Annotated in this window: 15 protein-coding genes, 1 tRNA gene and 1 riboswitch; of the genes, 8 read left to right on the top strand and 8 right to left on the bottom strand. The window is 64.4% G+C overall.

Annotated elements, in window-relative coordinates; translation table 11 throughout:
* Positions 1 to 270: 270 nt before the first annotated feature.
* Complete coding sequence (gene thiC / locus ACTHNR_RS12240) at positions 271 to 2,202, bottom strand: phosphomethylpyrimidine synthase ThiC (protein WP_440547890.1); 1,932 nt, start codon at positions 2,200 to 2,202, stop codon at positions 271 to 273.
* Positions 2,203 to 2,276: 74 nt separating this feature from the next.
* Positions 2,277 to 2,390, bottom strand: a riboswitch (TPP riboswitch).
* 266 nt (positions 2,391 to 2,656) lie between these two features.
* Here thiC and ACTHNR_RS12235 point away from each other — a divergent pair.
* On the top strand, positions 2,657 to 3,571 hold the full coding sequence (locus ACTHNR_RS12235) for an EamA family transporter (protein WP_440547888.1): 915 nt from the start codon (positions 2,657 to 2,659) through the stop codon (positions 3,569 to 3,571).
* Positions 3,572 to 3,644: 73 nt separating this feature from the next.
* Here the strand turns inward: ACTHNR_RS12235 and ACTHNR_RS12230 are convergent, their stop codons facing one another.
* From ACTHNR_RS12230 to ACTHNR_RS12200, 7 genes are all read right to left on the bottom strand, one after another.
* Complete coding sequence (locus ACTHNR_RS12230) at positions 3,645 to 5,669, bottom strand: oxidoreductase (protein WP_440547887.1); 2,025 nt, start codon at positions 5,667 to 5,669, stop codon at positions 3,645 to 3,647.
* 112 nt (positions 5,670 to 5,781) lie between these two features.
* On the bottom strand, positions 5,782 to 6,609 hold the full coding sequence (locus ACTHNR_RS12225) for a phosphodiesterase (protein ID WP_440547886.1): 828 nt from the start codon (positions 6,607 to 6,609) through the stop codon (positions 5,782 to 5,784).
* A gap of 45 nt (positions 6,610 to 6,654) precedes the next feature.
* On the bottom strand, positions 6,655 to 7,698 hold the full coding sequence (locus tag ACTHNR_RS12220; RefSeq protein WP_440547885.1) for an ABC transporter ATP-binding protein: 1,044 nt from the start codon (positions 7,696 to 7,698) through the stop codon (positions 6,655 to 6,657).
* 21 nt (positions 7,699 to 7,719) lie between these two features.
* Complete coding sequence (locus tag ACTHNR_RS12215; protein ID WP_440547884.1) at positions 7,720 to 8,628, bottom strand: ABC transporter permease; 909 nt, start codon at positions 8,626 to 8,628, stop codon at positions 7,720 to 7,722.
* A gap of 7 nt (positions 8,629 to 8,635) precedes the next feature.
* Positions 8,636 to 9,460 carry an ABC transporter permease gene (locus ACTHNR_RS12210; protein WP_440547883.1) on the bottom strand — a complete coding sequence of 275 codons (825 nt, stop codon included), beginning with the start codon at positions 9,458 to 9,460 and terminating at the stop codon, positions 8,636 to 8,638.
* Between the two features lie 120 nt (positions 9,461 to 9,580).
* Entirely contained in the window at positions 9,581 to 10,624 is a 1,044-nt protein-coding gene (locus ACTHNR_RS12205) for an ABC transporter substrate-binding protein (protein WP_440547882.1), read from the bottom strand.
* Between the two features lie 103 nt (positions 10,625 to 10,727).
* Positions 10,728 to 11,771, bottom strand: a complete 1,044-nt coding sequence (locus ACTHNR_RS12200; RefSeq protein ID WP_440547881.1) for a substrate-binding domain-containing protein — start codon at positions 11,769 to 11,771, stop codon at positions 10,728 to 10,730.
* A 239-nt stretch (positions 11,772 to 12,010) separates the two neighbouring features.
* On the opposite strand from ACTHNR_RS12200, the gene ACTHNR_RS12195 reads away from it, so the two are divergent.
* From ACTHNR_RS12195 to ACTHNR_RS12165, 7 genes are all read left to right on the top strand, one after another.
* On the top strand, positions 12,011 to 12,841 hold the full coding sequence (locus ACTHNR_RS12195) for an undecaprenyl-diphosphate phosphatase (protein ID WP_440547880.1): 831 nt from the start codon (positions 12,011 to 12,013) through the stop codon (positions 12,839 to 12,841).
* A gap of 85 nt (positions 12,842 to 12,926) precedes the next feature.
* Positions 12,927 to 13,001, top strand: a tRNA-Arg gene (locus ACTHNR_RS12190).
* Positions 13,002 to 13,376: 375 nt separating this feature from the next.
* Positions 13,377 to 13,673 (top strand): hypothetical protein, encoded by a 297-nt coding sequence (locus tag ACTHNR_RS12185; protein ID WP_440547879.1) that lies wholly within the window; start codon positions 13,377 to 13,379, stop codon positions 13,671 to 13,673.
* Positions 13,674 to 14,310: 637 nt separating this feature from the next.
* The gene (locus tag ACTHNR_RS12180) at positions 14,311 to 14,976 is read left to right on the top strand and encodes a response regulator (RefSeq protein WP_440547878.1); all 666 of its coding nucleotides are present in this window, start codon (positions 14,311 to 14,313) and stop codon (positions 14,974 to 14,976) included.
* Entirely contained in the window at positions 14,973 to 18,179 is a 3,207-nt protein-coding gene (locus ACTHNR_RS12175; protein WP_440547877.1) for an ATP-binding protein, read from the top strand. The genes ACTHNR_RS12180 and ACTHNR_RS12175 overlap by 4 nt, the downstream gene beginning before the upstream one ends.
* A complete protein-coding gene (locus ACTHNR_RS12170) occupies positions 18,151 to 18,573 on the top strand; it encodes a hypothetical protein (protein WP_440547876.1) in 423 nt (140 codons plus the stop codon). The genes ACTHNR_RS12175 and ACTHNR_RS12170 overlap by 29 nt, the downstream gene beginning before the upstream one ends.
* A 138-nt stretch (positions 18,574 to 18,711) precedes the next feature.
* Positions 18,712 to 22,572 carry a hypothetical protein gene (locus ACTHNR_RS12165; RefSeq protein ID WP_440547874.1) on the top strand — a complete coding sequence of 1,287 codons (3,861 nt, stop codon included), beginning with the start codon at positions 18,712 to 18,714 and terminating at the stop codon, positions 22,570 to 22,572.
* The last annotated feature ends 61 nt before the right edge of the window (positions 22,573 to 22,633 follow it).

The raw sequence follows: 22,633 nt of genomic DNA, 5'->3' as shown, positions 1-22,633 counted from the left end.
GGGATCTCGAGGCGTGTCTTTTAGTGGTTTGTCATGTCGTCGAATAACCGGAAAGCATGGTATCACCGGCTTCTCCCGCGATATTTCAGCGCGAGATGAAACGGCAAGAAACGACATGTTTCATGGCGGCATTTGACGACTCCGGCCGCCGATGCGGCGCAATGCACCCAGGCGGTCGATGGCGACCGAAATAGAAAAGGGGCGCCGCGGCGCCCCTTGCATCAGCCGCGCGCATCGCGCGCGGCGGCGTGACCGACCCTCATCGACGCGTCATTGACGCTTGTAGATTTCCGCCCCGCCCTTGACGAATTCGACGGCCTTTTCTTCCATGCCTTTCTTCAGCGCCGTTTCGTCGGACAGGCCTTGCGCGGCCGCGAAGTCGCGCACGTCTTGCGTGATCTTCATCGAGCAGAAATGCGGACCGCACATCGAGCAGAAGTGCGCCACTTTCGCCGAATCCTTCGGCAGCGTTTCGTCATGGAATTCGCGCGCCTTGTCCGGGTCCAGGCCGAGATTGAACTGGTCTTCCCAGCGGAACTCGAAACGGGCCTTCGACAATGCGTTGTCGCGCACCTGCGCGCCAGGATGCCCCTTGGCCAAATCGGCCGCGTGCGCCGCGAGCTTGTAGGTGATGATGCCTTCCTTGACGTCGTCCTTGTTCGGCAAGCCGAGGTGTTCCTTCGGCGTGACGTAGCAAAGCATCGCCGTGCCGAACCAGCCGATCATCGCCGCGCCGATACCCGAGGTGATGTGGTCGTAGCCCGGCGCGATATCGGTCGTGAGCGGCCCAAGCGTGTAGAACGGCGCTTCGTCGCACCATTGCAGCTGCAGGTCCATGTTCTCCTTGATGAGCTGCATCGGCACGTGGCCGGGGCCCTCGATCATCACCTGCACGTCGTGCTTCCACGCCGTTTGCGTGAGTTCGCCGAGCGTCTTGAGCTCGCCGAGCTGCGCTTCGTCGTTGGCGTCGTAGATCGAGCCCGGACGCAGGCCGTCGCCGAGCGAGAAGCTCACGTCGTAGGCCTTCATGATTTCGCAGATTTCCTCGAAGTGCTCGTAGAGGAAGCTTTCCTTATGGTGAGCGAGGCACCACTTGGCCATGATCGAGCCGCCGCGCGAGACGATGCCCGTCATGCGGTTGGCCGTGAGCGGCACATAGCGCAGCAGCACGCCGGCGTGGATCGTAAAGTAATCGACGCCTTGCTCGGCCTGCTCGATGAGCGTATCGCGGAAGATCTCCCACGTGAGGTCTTCGGCCTTGCCGTTCACCTTTTCGAGCGCTTGATAGATCGGCACCGTGCCGATCGGCCCCGGGCTGTTGCGGATGATCCATTCGCGCGTTTCGTGAATGTGCTTGCCCGTCGACAAGTCCATGACCGTGTCGCCGCCCCAGCGGATCGCCCAGGTCATCTTGTCGACTTCCTCGCCGATCGAGGACGTCACGGCCGAATTGCCGATGTTCGCGTTGATCTTCACGAGGAAGTTGCGGCCGATGATCATCGGCTCGCTTTCCGGGTGGTTGATGTTCGCCGGAATGATCGCGCGGCCGCGCGCCACTTCTTCCCGAACGAACTCGGCCGTGATCTCCTGCGCCGCGTTGGCGCCGAAGGCCGCCGCGCCGAAAGCCTGGCCCGGGTGCTGGCGGCCCATCATCTGGGCGAGCTTGGCGCCGTTCGGACCGCTCGCGCGCAGGCTTTCGATGTACTCGGCCCGGCGCTGGTTCTCGCGGATCGCGATGTATTCCATCTCGGGCGTGATGATGCCGCGGCGCGCGTAGTGCATTTGCGTCACGTTCGCGCCCGCCTTGGCGCGGCGCGGCGTGCGGTGCAGGCCGGGGAAACGCAGCGAGGCCGTGGCCGAATCGGCGGCGCGCTCGCGGCCGTACTGGCTCGTGAGACCCGACAGCGCCTCGGTGTCGGCGCGCTCTTCGATCCAGCCCTGACGCAGCGCGGGCAGGCCGGCGCGGATGTCGATCTTGGCTTGGGGATCGGTGTACGGGCCCGAGGTGTCGTAGACGTAGATCGGCGGGTTTTTTTCGCCGCCGAAGCCGGTTGGCGTGTCCGCCTGCGTGATTTCGCGCATCGGCACGCGAATGTCGGGCCGCGAGCCCGTCACGTAGATTTTCCGTGAATTGGGCAGCGGAGCAACGGCGGCCGCGTCGACGTGTGCTTCGGATGAAATGAATTTCGGGTTGGCACTCATGCGAATCTCCTGACTTAGGGCGCTAATGCAGGAGACGACAGGAAGGTCGGGCGGATGAGAGAAAGGCGCAGGGCTTGAGAAGTCCGTACGCTTCCCTGCGCTGGCATTATCCAGATCAGGTTCAAAGGGTATTTCTCACCCGCGCGTACCGAGTGCGACGGCACGACGCAGGACCCCCGCGTTAGCATCGCAGAAGATACACCGGTCCGCCCGGATTTGGCAACCGAACGTTTTTAGGCGGTCCGTTGCATAATGACGACGTTTGCCTTGCGGCCTTGCCGCTCGTTCCTTCCCCCAAACGCACAACCGACATGCCGCCCAGCATCGCCCATCGCGCCCGCGCTGCGTCGAGCCAACCGGGCGGGGCGGCCGGCGCTCGTCCGCGCGCTTGCCTCCGAGTCTCCCCCCGCATTTCCCCTCGTATGCCCTGCCGCCCGCGCGAAGGCGCCCGCCGATGCCTGCCGCGTTGATCGGCCTCCTCGGGCGCATCAAGCTGCCGCGCACGCAGGGCGGGCGCATTGCGCTCGCGCTCGCCGTCGTCTACTTCGCCTGGGGCTCGGCTTATCTTGCCGTGCACGTCGCCCTCGAATCGTTTCCGCCCTTGCTGCTCTCGGGCTTGCGCAATTTGATCGCCGGCCTCGGGTTGTTCGTCTTCGCAATGCGACGCGCGGCCGCTTGGCCGACGCTGATCGAGACGCGCAATGCGGGGATCGTCGGCACGATGCTGGTCGGATTTTCGAGCGGGCTGCTCGCGTTCGGCATGCGCAGCGTCGGCACAGGCGCCGCCGCCGTGATGGTCGCCACCGTGCCGCTGTTCGCCACGATCATCTCCGCCGTGGCGGGGCGCCCTATTGCGAAAGGCGAATGGGTGGCCGTGGCGCTCGGGCTAGCGGGCATCTTCATCCTGAACTTGGGCGATACGTCGAGTTCGTCCACGAGCGGCAGCATCGTGATTCTGTGCGCCGCGCTCTTTTGGGCCGGCGGCGCGCATTTGGCGAGCCGGCTTGCTTTGCCGGCGGATCTGTTTTTGTCGACTGCGCTGCAAATCGGCTTGGGCGGCGCTATTTCCACACTGATCGCGGTGGCGGGCGGCGAGCGTGTGGCCTCGCTCGGCTTCGGTTCGCTGTTCGCGTTCTTGTATTTGATGTCGGTCGCGACGATGGCCGCCTACGTCGCCTACGGCTTCTTGATTCGTCACACGAGCCCGATCGTCGCGAGCAGCTGCATGTATGTGAACCCGATCGTGGCCGTCGCGCTGGGCGCCTTGACGCTGGGCGAGCCCGTGACGGCTTCCACGCTCGTTGCGACAGGCGTCATCCTCGCGAGCGTCGCGTTGTCGTTCTGGTTCGATCGCCGAAAGGCGGAGTGAGACCCTAGGCAAAGCGCCGAGGCGCGCACGGCCCGTCGCGCCGCGGGCGCATAGGGTGGCTTTCTTGCCTGCGTCAGAGCTTTGCCGCGAGCTCGGCCCCTTCGCGAATTGCCCGTTCGGCATCGAGTTCGCTCGCGAGCGCGGCCCCGCCGATCACGTGAAAGCGCGGACCACTCGTGCTCGGTGAAGCCGGCACGAGCTCTCGCAGCGATTCCTGTCCGGCGCAAACCACGATCGTTTCAACCTCGAGCCAGTGCGCTTGTCCTTCGCGTTCGATCTTGATCCCGCGCGGCCCGATTTCCAGATAGGTGACGCCGTCCAGCATCTGTACGCCATGGCGCAACAGCGTCGCGCGATGCACCCATCCCGAAGTCTTGCCAAGCCCAGCGCCGAGCTTGCCCTTCTTGCGCTGCAAGAGCCAAATGCGGCGCTCGCCCGGTTCTCGTGGCGCCGCTTTCGCGAGCCCGCCCGGTTCGCGAACGTCCAAGTCGACGTCCCATTGCGCAAGCCAAGCATCGCGCGGTTGCGGCAGCGGATCGCCCGCACGGTGCAGCAAGAACTCGCTGACGTCGAACCCGATGCCGCCCGCGCCGATCACTGCGACGCTCTTGCCGACCGGAGCGCCGCGCAGCACGTCCACGTACGAGAGCACGTTCGCGCCGTCGATGCCGGCAATCGCCGGCCGGCGCGGCACGATGCCCGTCGCGACGATGACCTCGTCGTAGCGCCCCTGCGCGAGCTGCGACGCGTCCACGTGCGTGCCAAGCCTCACGTCCACGCCATGCTTGCGCAGATGAGCGCCGAAGTAGCGCAGCGTTTCGGCGAATTCTTCCTTGCCCGGAATGCGTTTGGCGAGATTGAACTGGCCGCCGATCGTCTCGCTCGCATCGAACAGCGTGACGCGATGGCCGCGCGAGGCCGCGACGCAGGCGGCCGAGAGACCGGCCGGCCCGGCGCCGACGACGGCGAGCGAGAGCGGGCGCCTCGTGGGCCGGTAGACGAGCGCCGTTTCGCGCCCGGCCCTCGGATTGACGAGGCAACTCGCGCGCTCGTTGCGAAAGGTGTGATCGAGGCATGCCTGATTGCACGCGATGCAGGTATTGATTTCGTCGGCACGGCCTTGGGCCGCCTTGACGACGAAGTCGGGATCGGCCAGCAACGGCCGCGCCATCGAGACGAGATCGGCGCAGCCGGTTTCGATCAGCGATTCGGCCAGTTCCGGCGTATTGATCCGATTCGATGCGATCACGGGCACCGTGACGGCTTCGCGCAAACGTGCCGTGAGCGGGGCGAACGCCGCGCGTGGAACGGAAGTGACGATCGTCGGCACGCGCGCTTCATGCCAGCCGATGCCCGTATTGATCAGCGTGACGCCCGCCGCTTCGAGCGCGCGGGCGACCTGCACCGTTTCATCCCAGGTATTGCCGCCTTCGACCAGGTCGATCAGCGAGAGCCGATAGATGACGATGAACGCTTCGCCGCAAGCTTCGCGGACGCGCTTGACGACGTCGATCGCGAGGCGCATGCGATTTTCGAGCGTGCCGCCGTAGCGGTCGGTGCGACGGTTCGTGCGGCGGCAGAGAAATTGATTGAGCAGGTAGCCTTCGCTGCCCATGATTTCGACGCCGTCGTAGCCGGCGCCCTGTGCGAGCCGGGCGGTTCTTGCGTACGCGCGCACCGTACGTTCGATCCCGGCTTCGGTCAGCGCTTTCGGCGTGAACTTCGAGATCGGCGAACGGACGGCCGATGCCGAAACGACGAACGGGTGATAGCCGTAGCGGCCCGCGTGCAGAATTTGCAGGGCGATCTTGCCGCCTTCCTCGTGGACTGCGCGAGTCAACCGCCGGTGATTGCGCAGGTCCAGCACGCTGTTGAGCGTGCCGCCGAAGGGCAGCAACCAGCCTTCGCGATTGGGCGAAATACCCCCCGTGATGATGAGCCCGACGCCGCCCTTGGCGCGCTCCCGAAAGTACTCGGCAAGCGCCGGATAATGCCAAAAGCGATCCTCGAGACCCGTGTGCATCGAGCCCATGACGACGCGGTTCTTGAGCTTCGTGAAGCCGAGGTCCAATTCGGACAGCAGATGGGGGTAGGGCATGGGCGCGGCTCGTCGTGAGAGTGAATGCGCACGCACGATAGCGCGCGCTGGGCGCCGCGCGCTGGAGGGTTGTCTCTAATCGCGCCGCGCATTCGCCCGGCGCCCGCTGCGATCAATCGATCAACGTGCCGTCCGGCTCGTAGAACGGATAGGGCCCTTCGCCTTCGTCGACATAGGCGTGGTGCGTGACGACGCCGGTCTCGGGCGCGTATTGATGAAGCGCGAATGCTGGGGGCTCGAGCCGGAATGCCGAGGGTGCGTCGCTTCGCAAATCGAGCGCGACCTGATGCGCCGGCGCGGGTACCGCCGATGCGATCGTGCCGGCAAAGCGCGTGAAGATCGGCCGATGAACGTGGCCGCAAACGACACGCTCGACGTTCGGATATCGGCTGACGATCGCGGCCAAGCGTTGAGCCGATTCCGGATCGAGCCGTTGGCGATCCATATGGCCGATCCCCGACACGAAAGGCGGATGATGCAGCGCGAGCATCACGCTCTTGTCCTGCGCCTGCTCGAGCTGCCTATCGAGCCACGCGAGGCGCGCATCGCACAAGTGGCCGCTACTTTGCTGCGGCAATTGCGAATCGAGCGCGATCAGGCGCAGCGGGCCGATGTCGACCGCGTAGTGGACGAATTCGGGGCTGTCATGAAGATAGGCGTGGTCGTCGAACACCTGCCGCAACGCGGCGCGGTCGTCGTGATTGCCCACGAGCAGATAGATGGGCATCGTGAGCGGCGCCAGCAGCGTCTTGAGCAACGCGTATTCCGCGACGCTGCCTAGGTCGACCAGATCGCCGGTGATGACCACGGCGTCCGGCTTGGGCTCGAGCGCATTCAGTCGCGCGACGCAGCGCTCGAGATGAGCGGCCGTATCCACGCGGCGATAGGCCAGCGCACCGGGGCGCTTGATGTGCAAATCGCTGATTTGAGCCAGCAGCATGTGGGTCCACTCCTTGATCTACATCGGCGGCGCTCACGGCCGTCTTTAGGGAAGCGCAATCAATCCTTCAGGCGCGATCTCGATGCCCACCACCGATCCGGGCGCCCAATCGGTGCGTCCCGGCACATCGATGACGAGCGCCTCGGGCGCCGCGCCGCTCACGCTCACGCGGGTACGCTCGCCGAGAAACGACACCGTATCGACTGTCCCGCGCAGCGAGGCGTTCGCCGGATCGACGAGCCGCCCATCCTCGGGCCGGAAGAAGAGTTCCGCCCGTTCGTCGCGCGCGAGTCCCGCGGGCAACCCGACGCTGCCGCCGTCCGTGGCGAGCACGCCATCGCGCCATTGTCCCGCGACTCGGTTGATCGTGCCGACGAACTGCGCAACGGCGCGATTGACGGGGCGGTAGTAGATATCGCGCGGCGTGCCAATCTGTTCGATGCGGCCGGCGCTCATCACGACGATGCGGTCGCCAAGCTCCATGGCTTCGGCCTGATCGTGCGTCACGTAGACCGTCGTGACGCCGAGCCCGCGCAGCAGGGCGTTCATTTCGCGCCGCAGCGTATCGCGTAGACGCGCGTCGAGAGCCGTCAGCGGTTCGTCGAGCAACAACACGCGCGGTTCGCGCGCTAGCGCGCGAGCCAGCGCCACGCGTTGCCGTTGGCCGCCCGAAAGCTGATGGATCGGCTTGTCCGCATGCGCTTCGAGCCGCATCATCGCGAGCAATTCGTCGACGCGCTTGCGTGCGAGCGCGGGATCGACTTTGGCGATCTTCAGACCGTAGCCGACGTTGCCGCGCACCGTCAGATTCGGAAACAGCGCGTAGCTCTGGAACACCATGCCCACTTGCCTGCGCTCGATCGGCAAGCGCGTGACGTCGTCGTCGCCGAAGCGCACGGCGCCGCCCGCATCGGGCGTCTCGAGGCCCGCGACAATGCGCAGTGTGGTCGTCTTGCCGCAGCCCGACGGCCCCAGCAGCACGAGGGTTTCGCCCGCGCCGATCGTGAGATCGAGCGGCTCGAGCACGCGCGTGCCGTGGAAAGTCTTCGCGCACTGCGACAGCGCAATGGGAACGGGGGTGAATTTCATCGGAGCGTGTGGGTCGAAAAATTATTCCGTGTGGTCGTTGCCGCTGTCTTTATCTTTCTTGCGCTGGCCGCCGCCTCCCATGATCTCGCCCTGCCCGGCGCCGAGCCGCTGCATGGCGACGAGCAGCGGCATCGTCATGGCGAAGAAAAGAATCGTGTAGGCGCTGCCCACCTCGATGCGCAGCGAGGCGTAGGTATCGGCGAGCCCGACCGGCAACGTCTTGGTCTCGGGCGTATGCAGCATCCACGTCAGATTGAATTCACCGATCGAGAGCGTGACGACGGCTAGCGCCCCCGCGACGATGCCGGGCCGCAGATTCGGCAGCACGATCGTGAAAAAGCGCTGGACGAACGTCGCTCCAAGGCTGGCCGCGCCTTCCTCCAACGTGCGCAAGTCGGCGCTCGCCGCCACGGCCGCCACGGCGCGCACCATGAACGGCAGCGTGAAGACCACATGGCCCACCACGATGAAGGCCATGCTCATGCGAAACGCCGTGAAGCCGCCGTACACGACGATGAGCGCGAGCGCCGACGCGAGGCCGGGCAGGGCGATCGGCAGCACCAGGAATTCTTCGACGATGCGGGCCGCACGCGTCTTGCTGCGCGCGAGCGCATAGGCCGCGGGCACCCCCGTAACGAGCGTGACGGCGAGCGTCGCGGCGGCCACTTCGAGCGAAAGCAGCACCGAGCCGTGGTATTGCGTCCATACCTGCGCGAGCCAGCGTAGCGTGAGACCGCTCGAGAGGCCGCGAAAGTAGTTGACCGTCAGGCCCGCCAGGACCGACATGACGACCGGTACGACGAGGAACGCGCACAATGCGAACGTGACGATCCACTGCCCCAACGCGAGCAATTGGCGCGGCGCGACGAGCGCGGTCAATCGACGCGGGCTGCTTCGCCGGGCGGTGACGGAATCGGCGAGTAAATTCATCGTGGCCTCATGCGGTGGCGGCGACGGCCGATCCGGTCGCGCTGCGCGCGATCGCGAGGACGAGCCAGGTGACGATGCCGAGAATGACGGACAGGCCGGCGGCCGTGATCATGTTCGCGTTCAGCGTAAACTCGGTGTAGATCGTCATCGGCAAGACGTCGATATCGGTCGCGAGCGTAAACGCTGTGCCGAATGCGCCCATCGCCGTGGCGAAGCAAATTGCGCCGGCCGCGACGAGGCCCGGCGCAAGGCCCGGCAGGATCACGTCGCGCATGATTTGCCAAGGCGATGCGCCGAGCGAGCGGGCGGCTTCCTCGAGCGATCGGTCGAGCTTCGTGGCCGATGCCATGACCGTCACGATCACGCGTGGAATCGAAAAGTAGAGATACCCGAGAAAAAGCCCCGACATCGAATAGGCGAACACCCATTTGTCGCCCGTGAGCTTTTGCGTGAGCGCGCCGATGATGCCTTGGCGTCCCGCCAGCATGATGACCATGAAGCCGACGACGACGCCCGGGAACGCGAGCGGGAACGTCAGCAACGCGACGAGCGAGCGCTTGCCCGGAAATTCGCGGCGGGCGAGCAGCAAGCCCGAGATGACCGACAGGACGAGCGTGGCGAGCGTGACGGCCGCCGACAGCGCGACCGTCGCGACGAGGCTGTCCATGTAGCGTGCGTTGGTGAGCAGCGCGCGATAGGTGGCGAATGCATGGCCGTTCGCGCTGACATGAACGAGCACGCCCATCGGCAACAGCCAAAACGCGATGAAGACGGCGAGGGCCGGCGCGATCAAAAGGATGCGCCAGCGAAGCGGAAAAGTGATGTCGTGCATGGCGATGACCGCTCGCGCAGAAAAAAAGCGGTGTCGGCGACGCGGCGGGCGCGGGCGGACGAAGCGAGGCGCCGGCGCGGCGCGGCCGGGCTTGCGCCCGAGCCGAACGCCGCGTGGCGATCAGTGCATGATTTCCAAGTACTGCTGGCCGAACGCTTGCTGCTTATCCGCCATCTTGGAGAAATCGACGGGCTTGGCGCGCGCGTAGTCGCTTGCCGGCAGGAATTTGGCGGCAGCGTCCTTGCTCATCGCACCGGCGCGGACCGGACGCAAGTAGGCATTGGCCCAGATCTTCTGCCCTTCGTCGGACAGCACGAAATCGAGCACCTTCTTGCCGTTCGCCTCGTGCGGCGCACCCTTGACGAGACTCATCACGTACGGCACGGAAATCGTCCCCTCGGTCGGAATGACGAACTCGACATTCGCGTGATCCTTGTACTTGGCGCGATAGGCGTCGAAGTCATAGTCGAGCAGGATCGGAATCTCACCCGAGAGCACGCGCGCATAGGCCGTTTGCTTCGGCACGATCGGCGCGTTGGCCTTGAGCTTCTTGAACCAGTCGAGGCCCGGCTTGAAGTTATCGAACGAGCCCCCGAGCGCTTGATTGACGGCTACGGCGCCGGCATAGCCGACGAAGGCGCTCGACGGATCGAGATACCCGATCATTCCCTTGTATTCGGGCTTGAGCAAGTCGGCCCACGATTTGGGTACCGGCTTGCCTTCGAGCGCATCCTTGTTGACGAAAAAGCCGAGCGTGCCGGAGTGAATCGCAAACCAATAGCCTTGGGGATCCTTCAAGCCGGCGGGAATGTCGTCCCAATGGGCGGGCTTATACGGCGCTACGACCCCTTTATCCTTGGCCTGAAAGGCCGAGGACACGCCCAGATAGACGACATCGGCGACGGGGCTGTTTTTTTCGGCCATCAATTGCGCGATGGCCTGGCCGGAGTTTTTATTGTCCGAAGGCACGTGAATGCCGGTTTTGTCCTGAATGGCCTTCAGTTCGCTGGCCCAATCGGCCCATTCCGGCGGGCAGTTGTAGCAAATGGCGGATTCTTCGGCGTGCGCCGTCGTGGCGAGCGGGGCCGCGAACGCGACCGCGGCCGAGGCGGCGCAGGCAAGCTGCGCGAGGCGCGCGCGAAGGCTGGATGTGCGACGTGTCACTTAAGGTCTCCTTGCGGGACGGTAAAGAGCGTTATTGGGACGTCGTGGAAATGCTGCGTCGGCCTACTTTCGGCCGACGCGGAAAACAGCGAAGCCGCGTCGCTTACGCGACGGGGTGTGCGGGCAGGGCGGGGCCCGAGGCGCCCGAAAGGACGCCGATCGTCCCGCCTTGGCGCAGCGTATGGGGCAACGTGAGCGAGAGCGATTCGCCGTCGTCGGCGCCTTCGATGCGCGCCATGAGGCGCCGCCAGGCCGCGCAGCCGATTTCTCGGTTCGGCGTGCTGATGCTGGCGAGCGGCGGCGAGAGCAGTTCGCCCATCGACAAGCCGTCGAAGCCGAGGATCGACATGTCCTCGGGCACGCTGTAACGCGCGCGGCGCAAGCCGCGCATGACGACCATCGCGAGCAGATCGTTGCTGCAAAAAAGGGCGGTGGGGCGGTTCGCACCCGACGTGAGATGCGAGAGGACCGACGGGGCGAGTTCGTCGGCGTTGAAGTCGACCTCGAGCGCAGGGGCGGGCGTGAGCCCGGCCTGTTGCATCGCTTCCGAATAGCCGCGATAGCGCAGGCGCGCGCGGTCGGATTCCGCCAGCGTGCCGGCGAGCATCATGACGCGCTGGTGTCCATGCTCGATCAGCATGCGCACGCCGTCATACGCGGCGCGCCGATTGTCGACCGAGACCGACGGACGGCGTACCGTGTCGTTGTGCATCAGCACGTAGAGCTTGCCGGCGCGGTCTAGCTCATCGAGCAACGGGTGCGTATCGGCATCGGCCACCGTCAAGATGAGCCCCTCGACGCGCTGCGCGAGCAGCGTTTCGATCGCGTGGCGCTCGCGCGCCGCGTCGTATTGGGTCGTCATCAACATCAGGCGATAGCCTTGGGCCGCCGCCAGTTCGTCGATGCCCTGCAGGCATTCGGCGAACACTGGATTGGCGAGCGTGGGCAGCACGACGCCGACGAGGCGCGTGCGCTCGCCGCGCAGCTGCCGGCCGAGCGGGCTGGGGCTGAACTGCAGCGCCTCGATCGCCTCGCGGATCTTCGCCAGCGTGACGCGATTCACCGTATGAGGGGCATTGATCGCGCGAGACACCGTCGCGATGGAAAAGCCGGCATAAGCGGCTACATCCTTGATCGTGTGTTTCATCTTCCTGTGCAGTCCGGTAGTGCTGGGCCTGGAAACGTTTACGTCGCAGCGATTATCCGGGTCGATTATGACTGACCCATGACGTTTTTGCTCGATATTTGGGCTGAAAAAAATGTTTTGTCGGCTTGGCTGGGCCGGCCACGGTAGGCATAATCGGTCCCGATCGGCCGTCCGCTCGGCAGGCGGACGGCAGAAACATTCCCCGCAACCCCGTTTTCAAAGAAAGAAAGGATCGACGCGTGAGCCTTTGGTTTTTGATTTTTCTAAGCGTCCTGCAGGGCGTGACCGAGCTTTTCCCCGTCAGCAGCCTAGGGCACACGCTGCTGGCCCCGGCGCTCTTGGGCATGCACATCGACAAGCACGCGCCGCAACTGATCCCGTTCCTCGTGGCGCTGCATCTAGGCACGGCTTTCGCGCTGCTCTGGTACTTCCGCAAGCGCTGGATCGCGCTCATCGGCGGCTGGTTCGGCTCACTGGCCGGGCGGCGCAGCGAAGAGGGCCATATGATGTGGGCGCTCATCATCGGCACGATTCCGGCGGGGCTCGTTGGCCTGGTGCTGGAAAAGCGGCTCGAGCGCATTTTTCATGACCTGCGGATCGTCGCGCTGGCCTTGGTCGTCAACGGGCTGCTGCTCTGGATCGGCGACCGTCTGCAGCGCTCCCGTGCTCACCGCGCGCCCGAAAAGCTCACGTTCAAACAGGCGTTTCTCGTCGGCCTTGCGCAGATCGGCGCGCTGATTCCGGGGTTCTCGCGCAGCGGCCTGACGATGATCGCCGGGAACGCGGCCGGTCTGACGGCGGAAAGCGCGGCTGAATTCGCGTTCCTGCTCGGCACGCCGATCATTTTCGCAGCCGGCTTGCTCGAGGTGCCCAAGCTCTTTCATGCGCCCGGGCAGTTGGCCGACGCGATCCTCGGGGGCGTGCTGACCGCCGTGGCGGCCTATCTCAGCGTGCGCTTCTTGATGCGCTATTTCGAAGGGCGCGGCCGGCTTGCCTCGTTCGGCGTGTATTGCATCTTGGCTGGCGCCGCCTGCTTCATTTGGTTCATGACTCACGGCCAGCCCGTCTGAACTCGTACGGCCGCCGGGTGGGGGATCGAGTATAATCACGGCCCCCGGCTCGGTGTGGCCGGCCGCCGTACAATCACACCTTCGCCTCCCCATAGTTCAACGGATAGAACACGGGTCTTCTAAACCTGAAATCGAGGTTCGATTCCTCGTGGGGGGGCCAATTAGGCTCCATCCTCTCGTTTCGGGCGCGCATCGCACCAAAAATCGACGATGCGATTGCCGGCCAGAACCGCCACCGCCACGACCAGCGAAATCTTGCAAAGGGTTTTCATGTGCGCCTCTCCGGGTTGCCGTTACGCGACTGCCCTCGCATCGTCTGTGCCGCGGCAAGTTCTTGAGCGGGCTACCATCCGGAACGTGAGAGCCGATTAGCCATTCGGGCGACTTCCGCGATCGCTCGTGCTGCCCGATGATGCGTCCATGGGCGTCGAGATCGGCGTCCGGCATACGCGGTGCATGGCCGCGCGGTCCGTTGCCGTTGCGGTGCGCGCGTGTATTTTGCCGCGCCATCTCAACCATCGATCGAGTCGCCACCATGATGTCGAATGCGCTGCCGCTGCGTCGCCCGCAGAAATCCGTCCGATTTTCCACCCCTCAAGCACCTTTCGTCGGCTTCCCCAGCGATGATGCGTCTTTTCAAGCACGCCTCACCGAGTTGGAACAAATGACGACTGATATCCGCGAGCGCATGGCGCATGTCGAAGCAGGGTTGTTGCACCTGGCAACCAAGAACGACGTCACGACCCTCGAATCGACGCTGTTGAAGTGGTTCATAGGCACTGCCATTGCCCTAACGGGCTTTGTGTTTGCCGCGGCTCGACTCGTTCAATGAAGCCTTCCTAGCGCAGCGCTTGGGCGCGCGTCCGCGTCGCGTTTCGGGGCGAGCGCTCCGGTCCTCGTGCTGCTGCAGGGCGCACCGAGGTGCTCCTGCACGGCGCCCGATGGCCCGTTAGGCGCCGCCGCGCGCTTCAGGCTGTAGCGATGGCGTCGATCGCGTCGATCGGGCGTTTCACCGTCTTTAAAAGAGGTGCCTCGGCAATCCATATTGCAGTTTCTATCTCATTATATTGCTAGTGCGAAATGCTAAGCGATCGCCTCGCGGGGGGGGTATTTCTAGGACCGAAAGAGATTGCCGCTCGATGGTTCCATTTATTTTATGAAATTTCCATTCGATGAATCGTTGTCGGTCGAAAGAGCTTCCGCTAGAATCCTGCGCACCGCCGGTCCCCATGGTTCTGCTAGGTCGACATTGACGATCTCTCGATGAGGGGATTTGAATCGCTTTGCACAAAATTAAGAATTTTCTCAAGGATGAATTCGTTCTCGTAATGTTGTAGTAATCGGGTGTTGAGTGGAAACATAACTATTCCGTTCGTTTCGGGCATTATTTCGTCGCCGCGCAATGATGTTTATTAGATGACAGCGGCGGTTCTTTCACGTCGCAATGGCAATAGCGAGGATGAAAACGCATGACCCCCCGGCAAGTTTTCCTGTTGTCTCGCCCTAGACATCGCATCCGCATCGCGGTACTCGACGACCACCCGATCGTGGCGCTCGGTGTCACCACGTATTTGCGCGATCACACAGACTTCGAATTGGTCGCCAACGTCACGGCAATCGACGACTTGTTCGCTGTGCTCGAGGGTGGCGATTGTGATGTCGCGCTCGTCGATTTCTACCTGCCCGGCGACCAGGCGGATGGTGGCTCGTTCGTCAAGCGATTGCGCACGGAAGTGCCGCCGATTTCGATTGTCGTTCTGTCGGCGGCACGGGCCAGCGACGCCGAATGCATTTGCCATCGTTCCGGGGCGAATGCATTTCTCGAAAAGTCCACTCCGTTGCCGATGATCGCCGAGACGATTCGTCGCGTCATCGCCGCGCCGCGCAAGTTCCACGTTGTGCGCGACGGCAAAGTTCAGCCGTATGTTCCGCATCCGCGGGAAGACAATCTTTCGGCGGCTGAAATCGAGATACTGAGGCACATTGCGGATGGGTTCTCCGTGACGCAAACAGCCGCGCTTCTTGCGCGCAGCAAGAAGACGGTCAGTACCCATAAGCGCAGCGCCATGCGCAAGCTGCGTGTTTCGGACGATCTTGGGCTTGCGCTGTTTCTCAAAGAGAAGTTTCGCTATTGAAGCCGGATGAAACGGGCTCGACGAGCGCGGGGCCGAAATCGTTGGGAGAGCTCACGCGAGGCCGCTATCGACAGTGCCGATTCGCGTTCGCCCTAGCGCGGCAGGCGGCCTGCGTCCTTGCGGCCGGCTGCGTGGCCGGGGTGTCCGGTGCGACGCAAAGCCCGCCCGAGGCCCTTCGAGTCGGTGCTTACAGCGGCGACATGAGCGCGCTCGACTACGTCGATCACATGGGCATAAGGCAAGGTCTCAATGCGAGCGTCCTGCGAACGATCGCGCTGCGGCAGAGCCGGCGGCTCGTCTACCGCCAGTTCGCCTCCGTAGGCGAAGCGTGGGCGGCGCTCGGACGTGGCGATTCCGATGTCGTTCCGGTCGCGTGCGACGATTCCGTGCCGAATGACACGGGCGCGCTGTCGGCGCCCTACGCGTCGGTCGGCGTTGGCGCCGTCACGGCGGAGGGCCGTCCGACGCCGCGGACGTTGACCGACTTGGCCGGCAAGCGCGTGGTCGTCGCCTCCGGCAGTCCGGGCGCCGGAGTCCTGCGCGCTAAGCTGACGGGTGCTGTGCTCAATGAGATGCCGTCGCGCGAACTGGCCTTGAAGGCCGTCGCGACCGGTGAGGCGGACGCATTTGTCGGTATCCATGCGTTCAACGTGGGTGCAGTGGACGCATTGGCGCTGGGTACGCTCAGGCCCGTTGCGCTCCCGTTCTCGCTTCCTTTGTGTCTTGCCTTTCGAAAGGCGGATCCGTCCATCTCGGCGACGATTACGCAAGGGCTCGCCGATATCTCCCCTCGGGCGCTTCAGGAAATCGAATTTCAGCCGCTGCCCGCGGCTGTCCATCGCGCCTTTGCGCCCCCCAACTTCACGCTGACGCTCGCCGAGCGCGAGTGGGTACGCGTCCACCCGGTCGTCCGTGTCGGCGTTCAACGGCTCGGCCGCCCCTACGATTTCATCGACGATCAGGGCAGGTGGCAAGGGCTTGGCGCGACGCTGCTCAGGCAGTTCGCCCAGGTGGCTGGGCTGCGGTTCGAGCCCGTAGTTCTCGACGCCGCCCTCGATCCCGCACTGGCGTTGCGCCGTGACGCCGTCGATTTGGTCAGCGCGTTTCCGCTCGGGGCGTCCGCGGCGGTTCCGGGGCTTTTCACGACGCGTGCCTACGACAGCTTCCCTTGGTCGTTCGTGCGCGCGGAGCGCGACAACGCTGGGAGCATCGAGCGCGTCGCCACCACTCCTTGGCGTATGCGGCGTGTCATGCTCGTGCCTACTCTCGACGACACGGCGCTCGTGGCTAGGCCGGACGCCACAGCTGCATTGCGCGCCGTTCTCGCCGGCAATGCCGACGCGGCGCTGATCAATGTCATTGCCGCCGAGGAATTCGGAGAGCGCTTCGCGCACGATCATCTCGCTATCGATCCGACGGTCGCCGGGGTCGAGCGGATAGGTTTCGCGGTCGTCGAGCGCAACCGCATGCTGGCGTCGATGCTCGATCGGTATCTGGCTTCTTACAGCCCGCGTGAATTGGCGCGCCTTGCCAGCCGCACGCGGCCGCTGACGATCGTACTCGGGTACGAGAAGCGTGCGGTGATCGGTTTGGCCTCGGCCGGCGCTGCCGTCGCTTTGATCATCATCGTCACCCTCGGTTGGGCCTATCGACGCACGCGGGCCGCGCAGGCCGCGGCGGTGGCGGCGCGCGGCGAGGCGATTGCCGCGCGCGAGCAAGCCCTCGCGGCGGACCAGGCAAAGTCGGCGTTCGTTGCGATGATGAGTCACGAAATCCGCACGCCGATGAACGGCGTCGTCGGCGTGCTCGATCTGCTCGATACCATGGCCTTGCCTCCCGAGCCGCGACGCTATCTTGGTATTGCGCAGCACTCGGCCCGTCTCATGCTCCGCGTTGTCGACGACACGCTCGATTACCTGAAGATCGAACAAGGTGCGTTGACATTGGAAGCCGCGCCGTTCGACATCGGCATGTTGGCTGCCGCTGCCGTGGAACTGCATGCGCCGCTGGCGGCACGCAAAGGTTGCGCGCTTTATTTGGCGACGATGCCGCACTTCGATCGGAGACTGATCGGCGACGAAGCGCGGGTCAATCAGATCTTGACGAACCTGCTCAGCAATGCGATCCGGTTTACCGAGCGAGGCCATGTGCTGCTCGAGGTACGGCGCAAAGTGGCGCGCGGGCGAACCTGGCTCATGCTGGAGGTCAGCGACACGGGTGTCGGGATTTCGGAAACCTATCGGGCGAGCTTGTTCGCGCCATTTACGCAGCAAGACAGCACGACCACAAGGCGCTACGGCGGTACGGGTTTGGGGCTGTCGATCGTCAAGCGTATCGTCGACCTCATGAACGGCACGATCGAAGTCGAGAGCCGCGTAGGCGCGGGTACGCGCGTGCGTATTCGATTGCCGATCGAATGGGGTGATGCGGCTCGCGCTTGGCCTCGTCCGGGGTCGGGGTGTGCGCGCGTGCACATGCCGGTGCCTGCAATGGGCGTTTGCGTACGCGCGTTGATGGCGAGGATGGGCGTTCGGTGCATTTCGGATGGAGGGCATGCGGATATCGAGGTCTCCGCCGATGCGCTCGGCGCCGTGGTGGTGACCGCGCGACACGGCGCGCAGCGCAGGCTCAGATCGGTCGACGAACTCGCCGACGCCGTCGCCGCGTGTCTCGGCTATTCCGATCAGGCATGCGGCGCCGACCCGAAAAGCGACCGGTCACGCGACCGCGTCGAAACTTCGCGCGCGGATTGCGCAGGAGGCGCGCACGAACGTCTTGATTGCACTGCCGGCCGGTTTGCCTTCGATCCCGTCCTCGTGATCGAAGACAACGCCGTCAATCGGGACATCATGGTGAGGCAGCTCCGCGCGCTGGGCGTGGCGGCCGAATCGGCGGCCGACGGCGCCGAGGGCTATGCGTCCTGGCAGCGTCTTCGGCCCTCGCTCGTGCTGCTCGATTGCCACATGCCGGGCATGGACGGATATACGCTCGCGCGCACCATTCGCCTCGCGGAGCGCGACGGCCGCGCGCGAACGACGATCGTCGCGGTTAGCGCAAACGCGACGCACGACGACATGCGCGCGTCCCTGCAGGCAGGCATGGACGACTATCTCTCCAAGCCGATCACGCGACACAAGCTAGCGACGATGCTTGATAAATGGATGGAGGCGGCATATGCCGACCCGAGGCCGACGCGAAGCTGACCTCTCCGAAGCGCATGCGCCCGGGTCGTTCGATTTATCGGAATTGCGAGCGCTTTATGGTGAGGACGGCTTGCGCACACTGCTGGCTGTCGCGCTCGACGAATTCGAATCCCAGCGCATTGCATTGGGTGCGGCGCTCGCGCGACGCCAGTGGGAGCCGGCGGCGCAGGCGCTGCATCGCCTGACCGGCACCGCGGCGTTCTTTATACGAGACGAAGCGATGCTGGAGCCGCTCGGCTATGCCGAGCGCGCGTTGCGTTTGGCGGACGAGTTCTTGGCCGAGCGCGCGGTCGCGCGCGCCGAGGCGACGCTTGCCGCCGTTGGAGAGGCGTTTGCGCAGGCATTGACGAAGCCGGACGACGGACGCTGGCGCGACGGCTGGCCGGCACCCTAAACCGGTCGTGGCGCCGCCTAGACGCGTAACCTCGTCTGATATTGACCCCTGCCTCGAATCACGCCTCTCGTTTTTTGACACATTGTCGTCTTCTTGCCTCACCAGCGGGCGACTTTGCGTTCAATACGGAGGACATGCATGCGAGGAGTGGGGATTTACGAGCACGGCGCGATGGCGCCGTTCAATTCGGCCGATAGGGTATCGCCGCCGGAAAACGAGGCGCGGGACAGCGTAGCCGATGCAACTGAGCCGCAGGCTCCGCCGCCAGCCGGTACATCGACGTTTTCGGAAGCCGTGCAGTCCGCGGCATCGACGCAAGGCGACGCGCAATCTCCCATGCACACGCGGATGGAATACGTCCTGCGCCGCATCGCCGCCGACGAGCCTTCTGCGTCGCATGCGTTGCGGTCGAAGAGAAATGCAGGGCCTTCCGCAACGATGTACGCGGCCGCCGTAGCGTCGCCCTTGTCGTTGCAACGGGCCCCCACGCCGCGTTCGGCGGCAGCTGAAGCGGCCGTGCTCGAACGACTGACCGAGTCGTTGGCCCAGTGGATCGACGAAGATAAAGCGCGAGCGTACGCGAGCCGCCCGAGCGATTTACTCATGGCCGTCGCGAAGCACCGCCATCGCGCCATTCCCGAGGCGTTTTCGACACTGCTCGACCCCTCGCTGCTCACTGACGAGGCTGTGCTCGACGAAGCGGCTGTCTTATATGACCGATTGCGCGAGCGTGCGATGCCAGCCGAGCCAAGACAACCGCAACCGCTCACGCTATCGACCTTGCGTACCCGGTTCGTCGACGCGCTGCGCGCCGACTACGCGAAGCGGCGCGCGCTCGACGCGCTATTTGTTCCTAGCATGGCATTCGGGCAAACGACACCACACTTCGACGGTTTTGCGTTGCGCAACGCCGAGGGCATGTCGTTCGATACGCTTGTCGATTCCAAGGCCGTTTGGTCCACACCTGCGTTGGCCGCGTTGACCGCGCCCGAACGGCGTGCGCTGCTGATGGAAAAATTCGATCAAATGGCCGAGTCGACGCAGTTTCCGATCGGGTCGATTCCACACTCGCTCGCGACGGCGTTGCTGCGCATGGATCGATACCGCGGTGCGCAGCCGTCGTCCGCGGGTGACGAAGCGGCGCTTTTGCAGGCGTTCCGCAAACGCGAAGGCGCTTGGAAAGACGGCGAATCGTATCCATACCACCCGCGGCTGATGTTCGCGCTGCATCTGGCTCGATCGAGCGGGATGGACGTGGTCTCGCACGAGGACTTGCGCCTGCTCTTCGAAAACCAAGTGAAGGATCCGGCGGTCGAGCTGGATATTGCGGGAAACGGCGGAGCGCTGCGATGGATCGACCGTCATTTGGCTCAATCGAACGAACTCGGCTCACGTTGGAGAGAGGCGAAGCCCGCGCAGCAGACGGAATTGCTGCTTGGACTTTTCTCCGCTTTGAACGAAGCCGCCGACGGCACGGGTAGCGTTGCCGCGTTCGCGCAAGATTTGCGGGCGAAAGGCCTACTCACACCCAACCGGCTCGCCGGCGCTGATTTCGAGTCCCGTGCCGCCGCCGTGCTCGAGTATGCGAACGAGCGCCTGCTCGCGGCCTACGGCGCGCCCCCGTCGTTCGACCGGTATGGCGCGGCGGCCGCCATCTTGGAACGCTGCGGGGTGGACGAGGACGCCCGGTCCGACAATCGCCGATACGTGATCTCCGGAGACAACCCGAACGTCGCAAAGCAAGCGTTCGGCGACCTCGTTGACGAATTTCTCGATCGCGCCGACTGGGTCGGTTTGAACGGCGCATGGATGACCCTGCCTACGGGTGCTCGTTTGAAGCCGCGCGACGAGCTTCAGCGTGCGGAGGAAGCCTTCAACGCAAGCCTGCCGTCCAACGCTTGGGTGGTGGCGACGGCGAAAGTGGGGCTGCGACGGGAATCGAAGCCCGTGACTCCAGACTCGGTGCGGCACGCGGCCGATGAGATCGTGAGCCGATTGGCGACGGAGACGGAATCGCATCGCGCGCTCGTGAGAGGGCTCGAGACTTGGATCAACACGGTCCCGGTTGCAGGGCCGGTCTACAACATCGAAGAGGGCGTGCGCCACCATGATGCGGCGCGCGCGGCGTGCGGGTTGCTGTTTCTCGGTGCGGACCTGTTCGACGTCTCGGCCGGCACAGGCGGTGCGAGCCGGGACGGGGTCCATCCAGTCGTGCCGAAGCTGCGCCGGATGGCTGCCCACCTCGACGGCTCCAGCGTCAATCGCGCCGGACATCCTGACATGATCGAGCTGACGGTCGACCCCGTCCATATCGGCCGACGCGACGCCGGTGTGCCCGACGACCTTCGCCCACTCACGCGTCGAGTGCGCGAAGGCGCGAGCGTGCGATGGCGCGACTATGACGTGGTGCATCTCGACGAGGAAGATCGGATCGTCCCGATTCGACGCGACGGCGAACGCTACGTCGAAGTCGATTGGCGCACGGGCCATCGCCTGCGCGAGGCGCCGCATATCGAACTCGATCCACGCTCGGGGAGGGCATACAGGCAAAGCGGGAGAGGGCACGAGAGCGGTCGCGCGTCGCTTGACGGCGACGTGCGTGAGCGTCCGACGGTCGAAGGCGTGACAAGGTTGTTCGAGCGCGCAAACGATGCCACGGTTCGCGACTTCGATACGCTCTTCGCGGATGCGTTCGGGTTGACAAGCCCGGTCGCGGCGAATACCTCGAGATTGAACGCGTCGGCGTTCTACCGCAAGGTCTACGAATCGAGCGGCACCTTCCGCCGCTTATTTAACCGCCACGCGGACCTCGATGCACGCGCGCGCAACGGGACGGCTTCGCCATGGAAGCGCTGGGAGTTCGTCATAGGGCAGTCCGCGCCGCTCGGATCCCCGCGAAAGGCGTATACCGATTTCGAGCATAAGCGGATTTATCTTCCCGACGACGCGGGCATCGAAGCGATGCCGTACATGTCGGCGGGCGGCCCGCGCGCCATGTCACCCGAGCAGGCCTATCTGGGCGAAATGGTTCGAGCCCTGACCGGCGCACGCGATCCGGCGGCGGGACTCGATCTAACGAACCGCGGGCCGGCCGCTTACTTGACCGGCAAGATCCTGAGCGAAGCGGGATATGACGTTCCGGAGCAAATCATGTTTCGGGCGCAGAACGCGCGGCCCGATATGCCGGCCGAGCAAACCGTCGAATACCACGCGGACGCGGCGGCTCGCGGCGCCGAACGCGAGAATCGCTATCTCGACGGGGTATTGGACGCCGGTCGCGGCGCCGTGACGGATGAGACCCTTGTCGATGGCGTACCGGTGCCGTCGCGTTTAACTGTTTCCGGTACGAAAGCGTCGCTCGATGCGATCGAAGGGGCCGACGACGAGGTCTTTCTCCCATGGAGCGATTTCAAGACCAAGTTTCATCAGAATTTCGGCTTCTACGTACAGGATCGAACGATGACACGCCAGTTGGCGTCCGACGCCATGGTCGTGTTGGATTTCTACGGCCGGCTCTATCAGCGCAGCGCGACCTTTCGTCGAATGTTCGACGAAATGCCGGTGACGGAGGCGTCGCAGGCCGACCCCTGGAAGTTCGTGCTCGAAGGGGACATCGAATTCGACTTGCTGTCGCCAACTGCGCGTGAGCGCGCCATGAACGAGCCGTCCAAAAAGATCTACGTGCTCGACGATGGTATGCGGTATCTGACCGAAGCGGGGCTGCGGGAAGTGGAGATCGAACGCACGCTTGCTTACCAGATGATCTGCGCGATAACGGGATTGCGAAAGCTGCCTGCGGCGCAGGCGATCGCCAATCGCGGGCCGGCGGTCTATCTGACCGATAAGATTCTTTCGGAGGCCGGGTTCAATTACCCACGCCAGCTCGCCGCGGCGCTCGCAGGGCCGCATGACGCCGCCGCGCAAGCCCGGCTGCTAGCTCAACAAACCTCGGCGATGCGCAGCGCCGCAACGGAAGACCAGTACATGGTGCTGAGTTAGCGCACAGGCGTCGGTCCTTCCGCGCGCGCCGTCACGCAGTCTGAGAAATTTCGGGAGGAGC

Source organism: Trinickia sp. (genome assembly GCF_051954495.1).
In the GTDB taxonomy this organism is placed as follows: Bacteria; Pseudomonadota; Gammaproteobacteria; order Burkholderiales; family Burkholderiaceae; genus Trinickia.
This window is presented reverse-complemented; position numbering and strand designations above follow the sequence as displayed.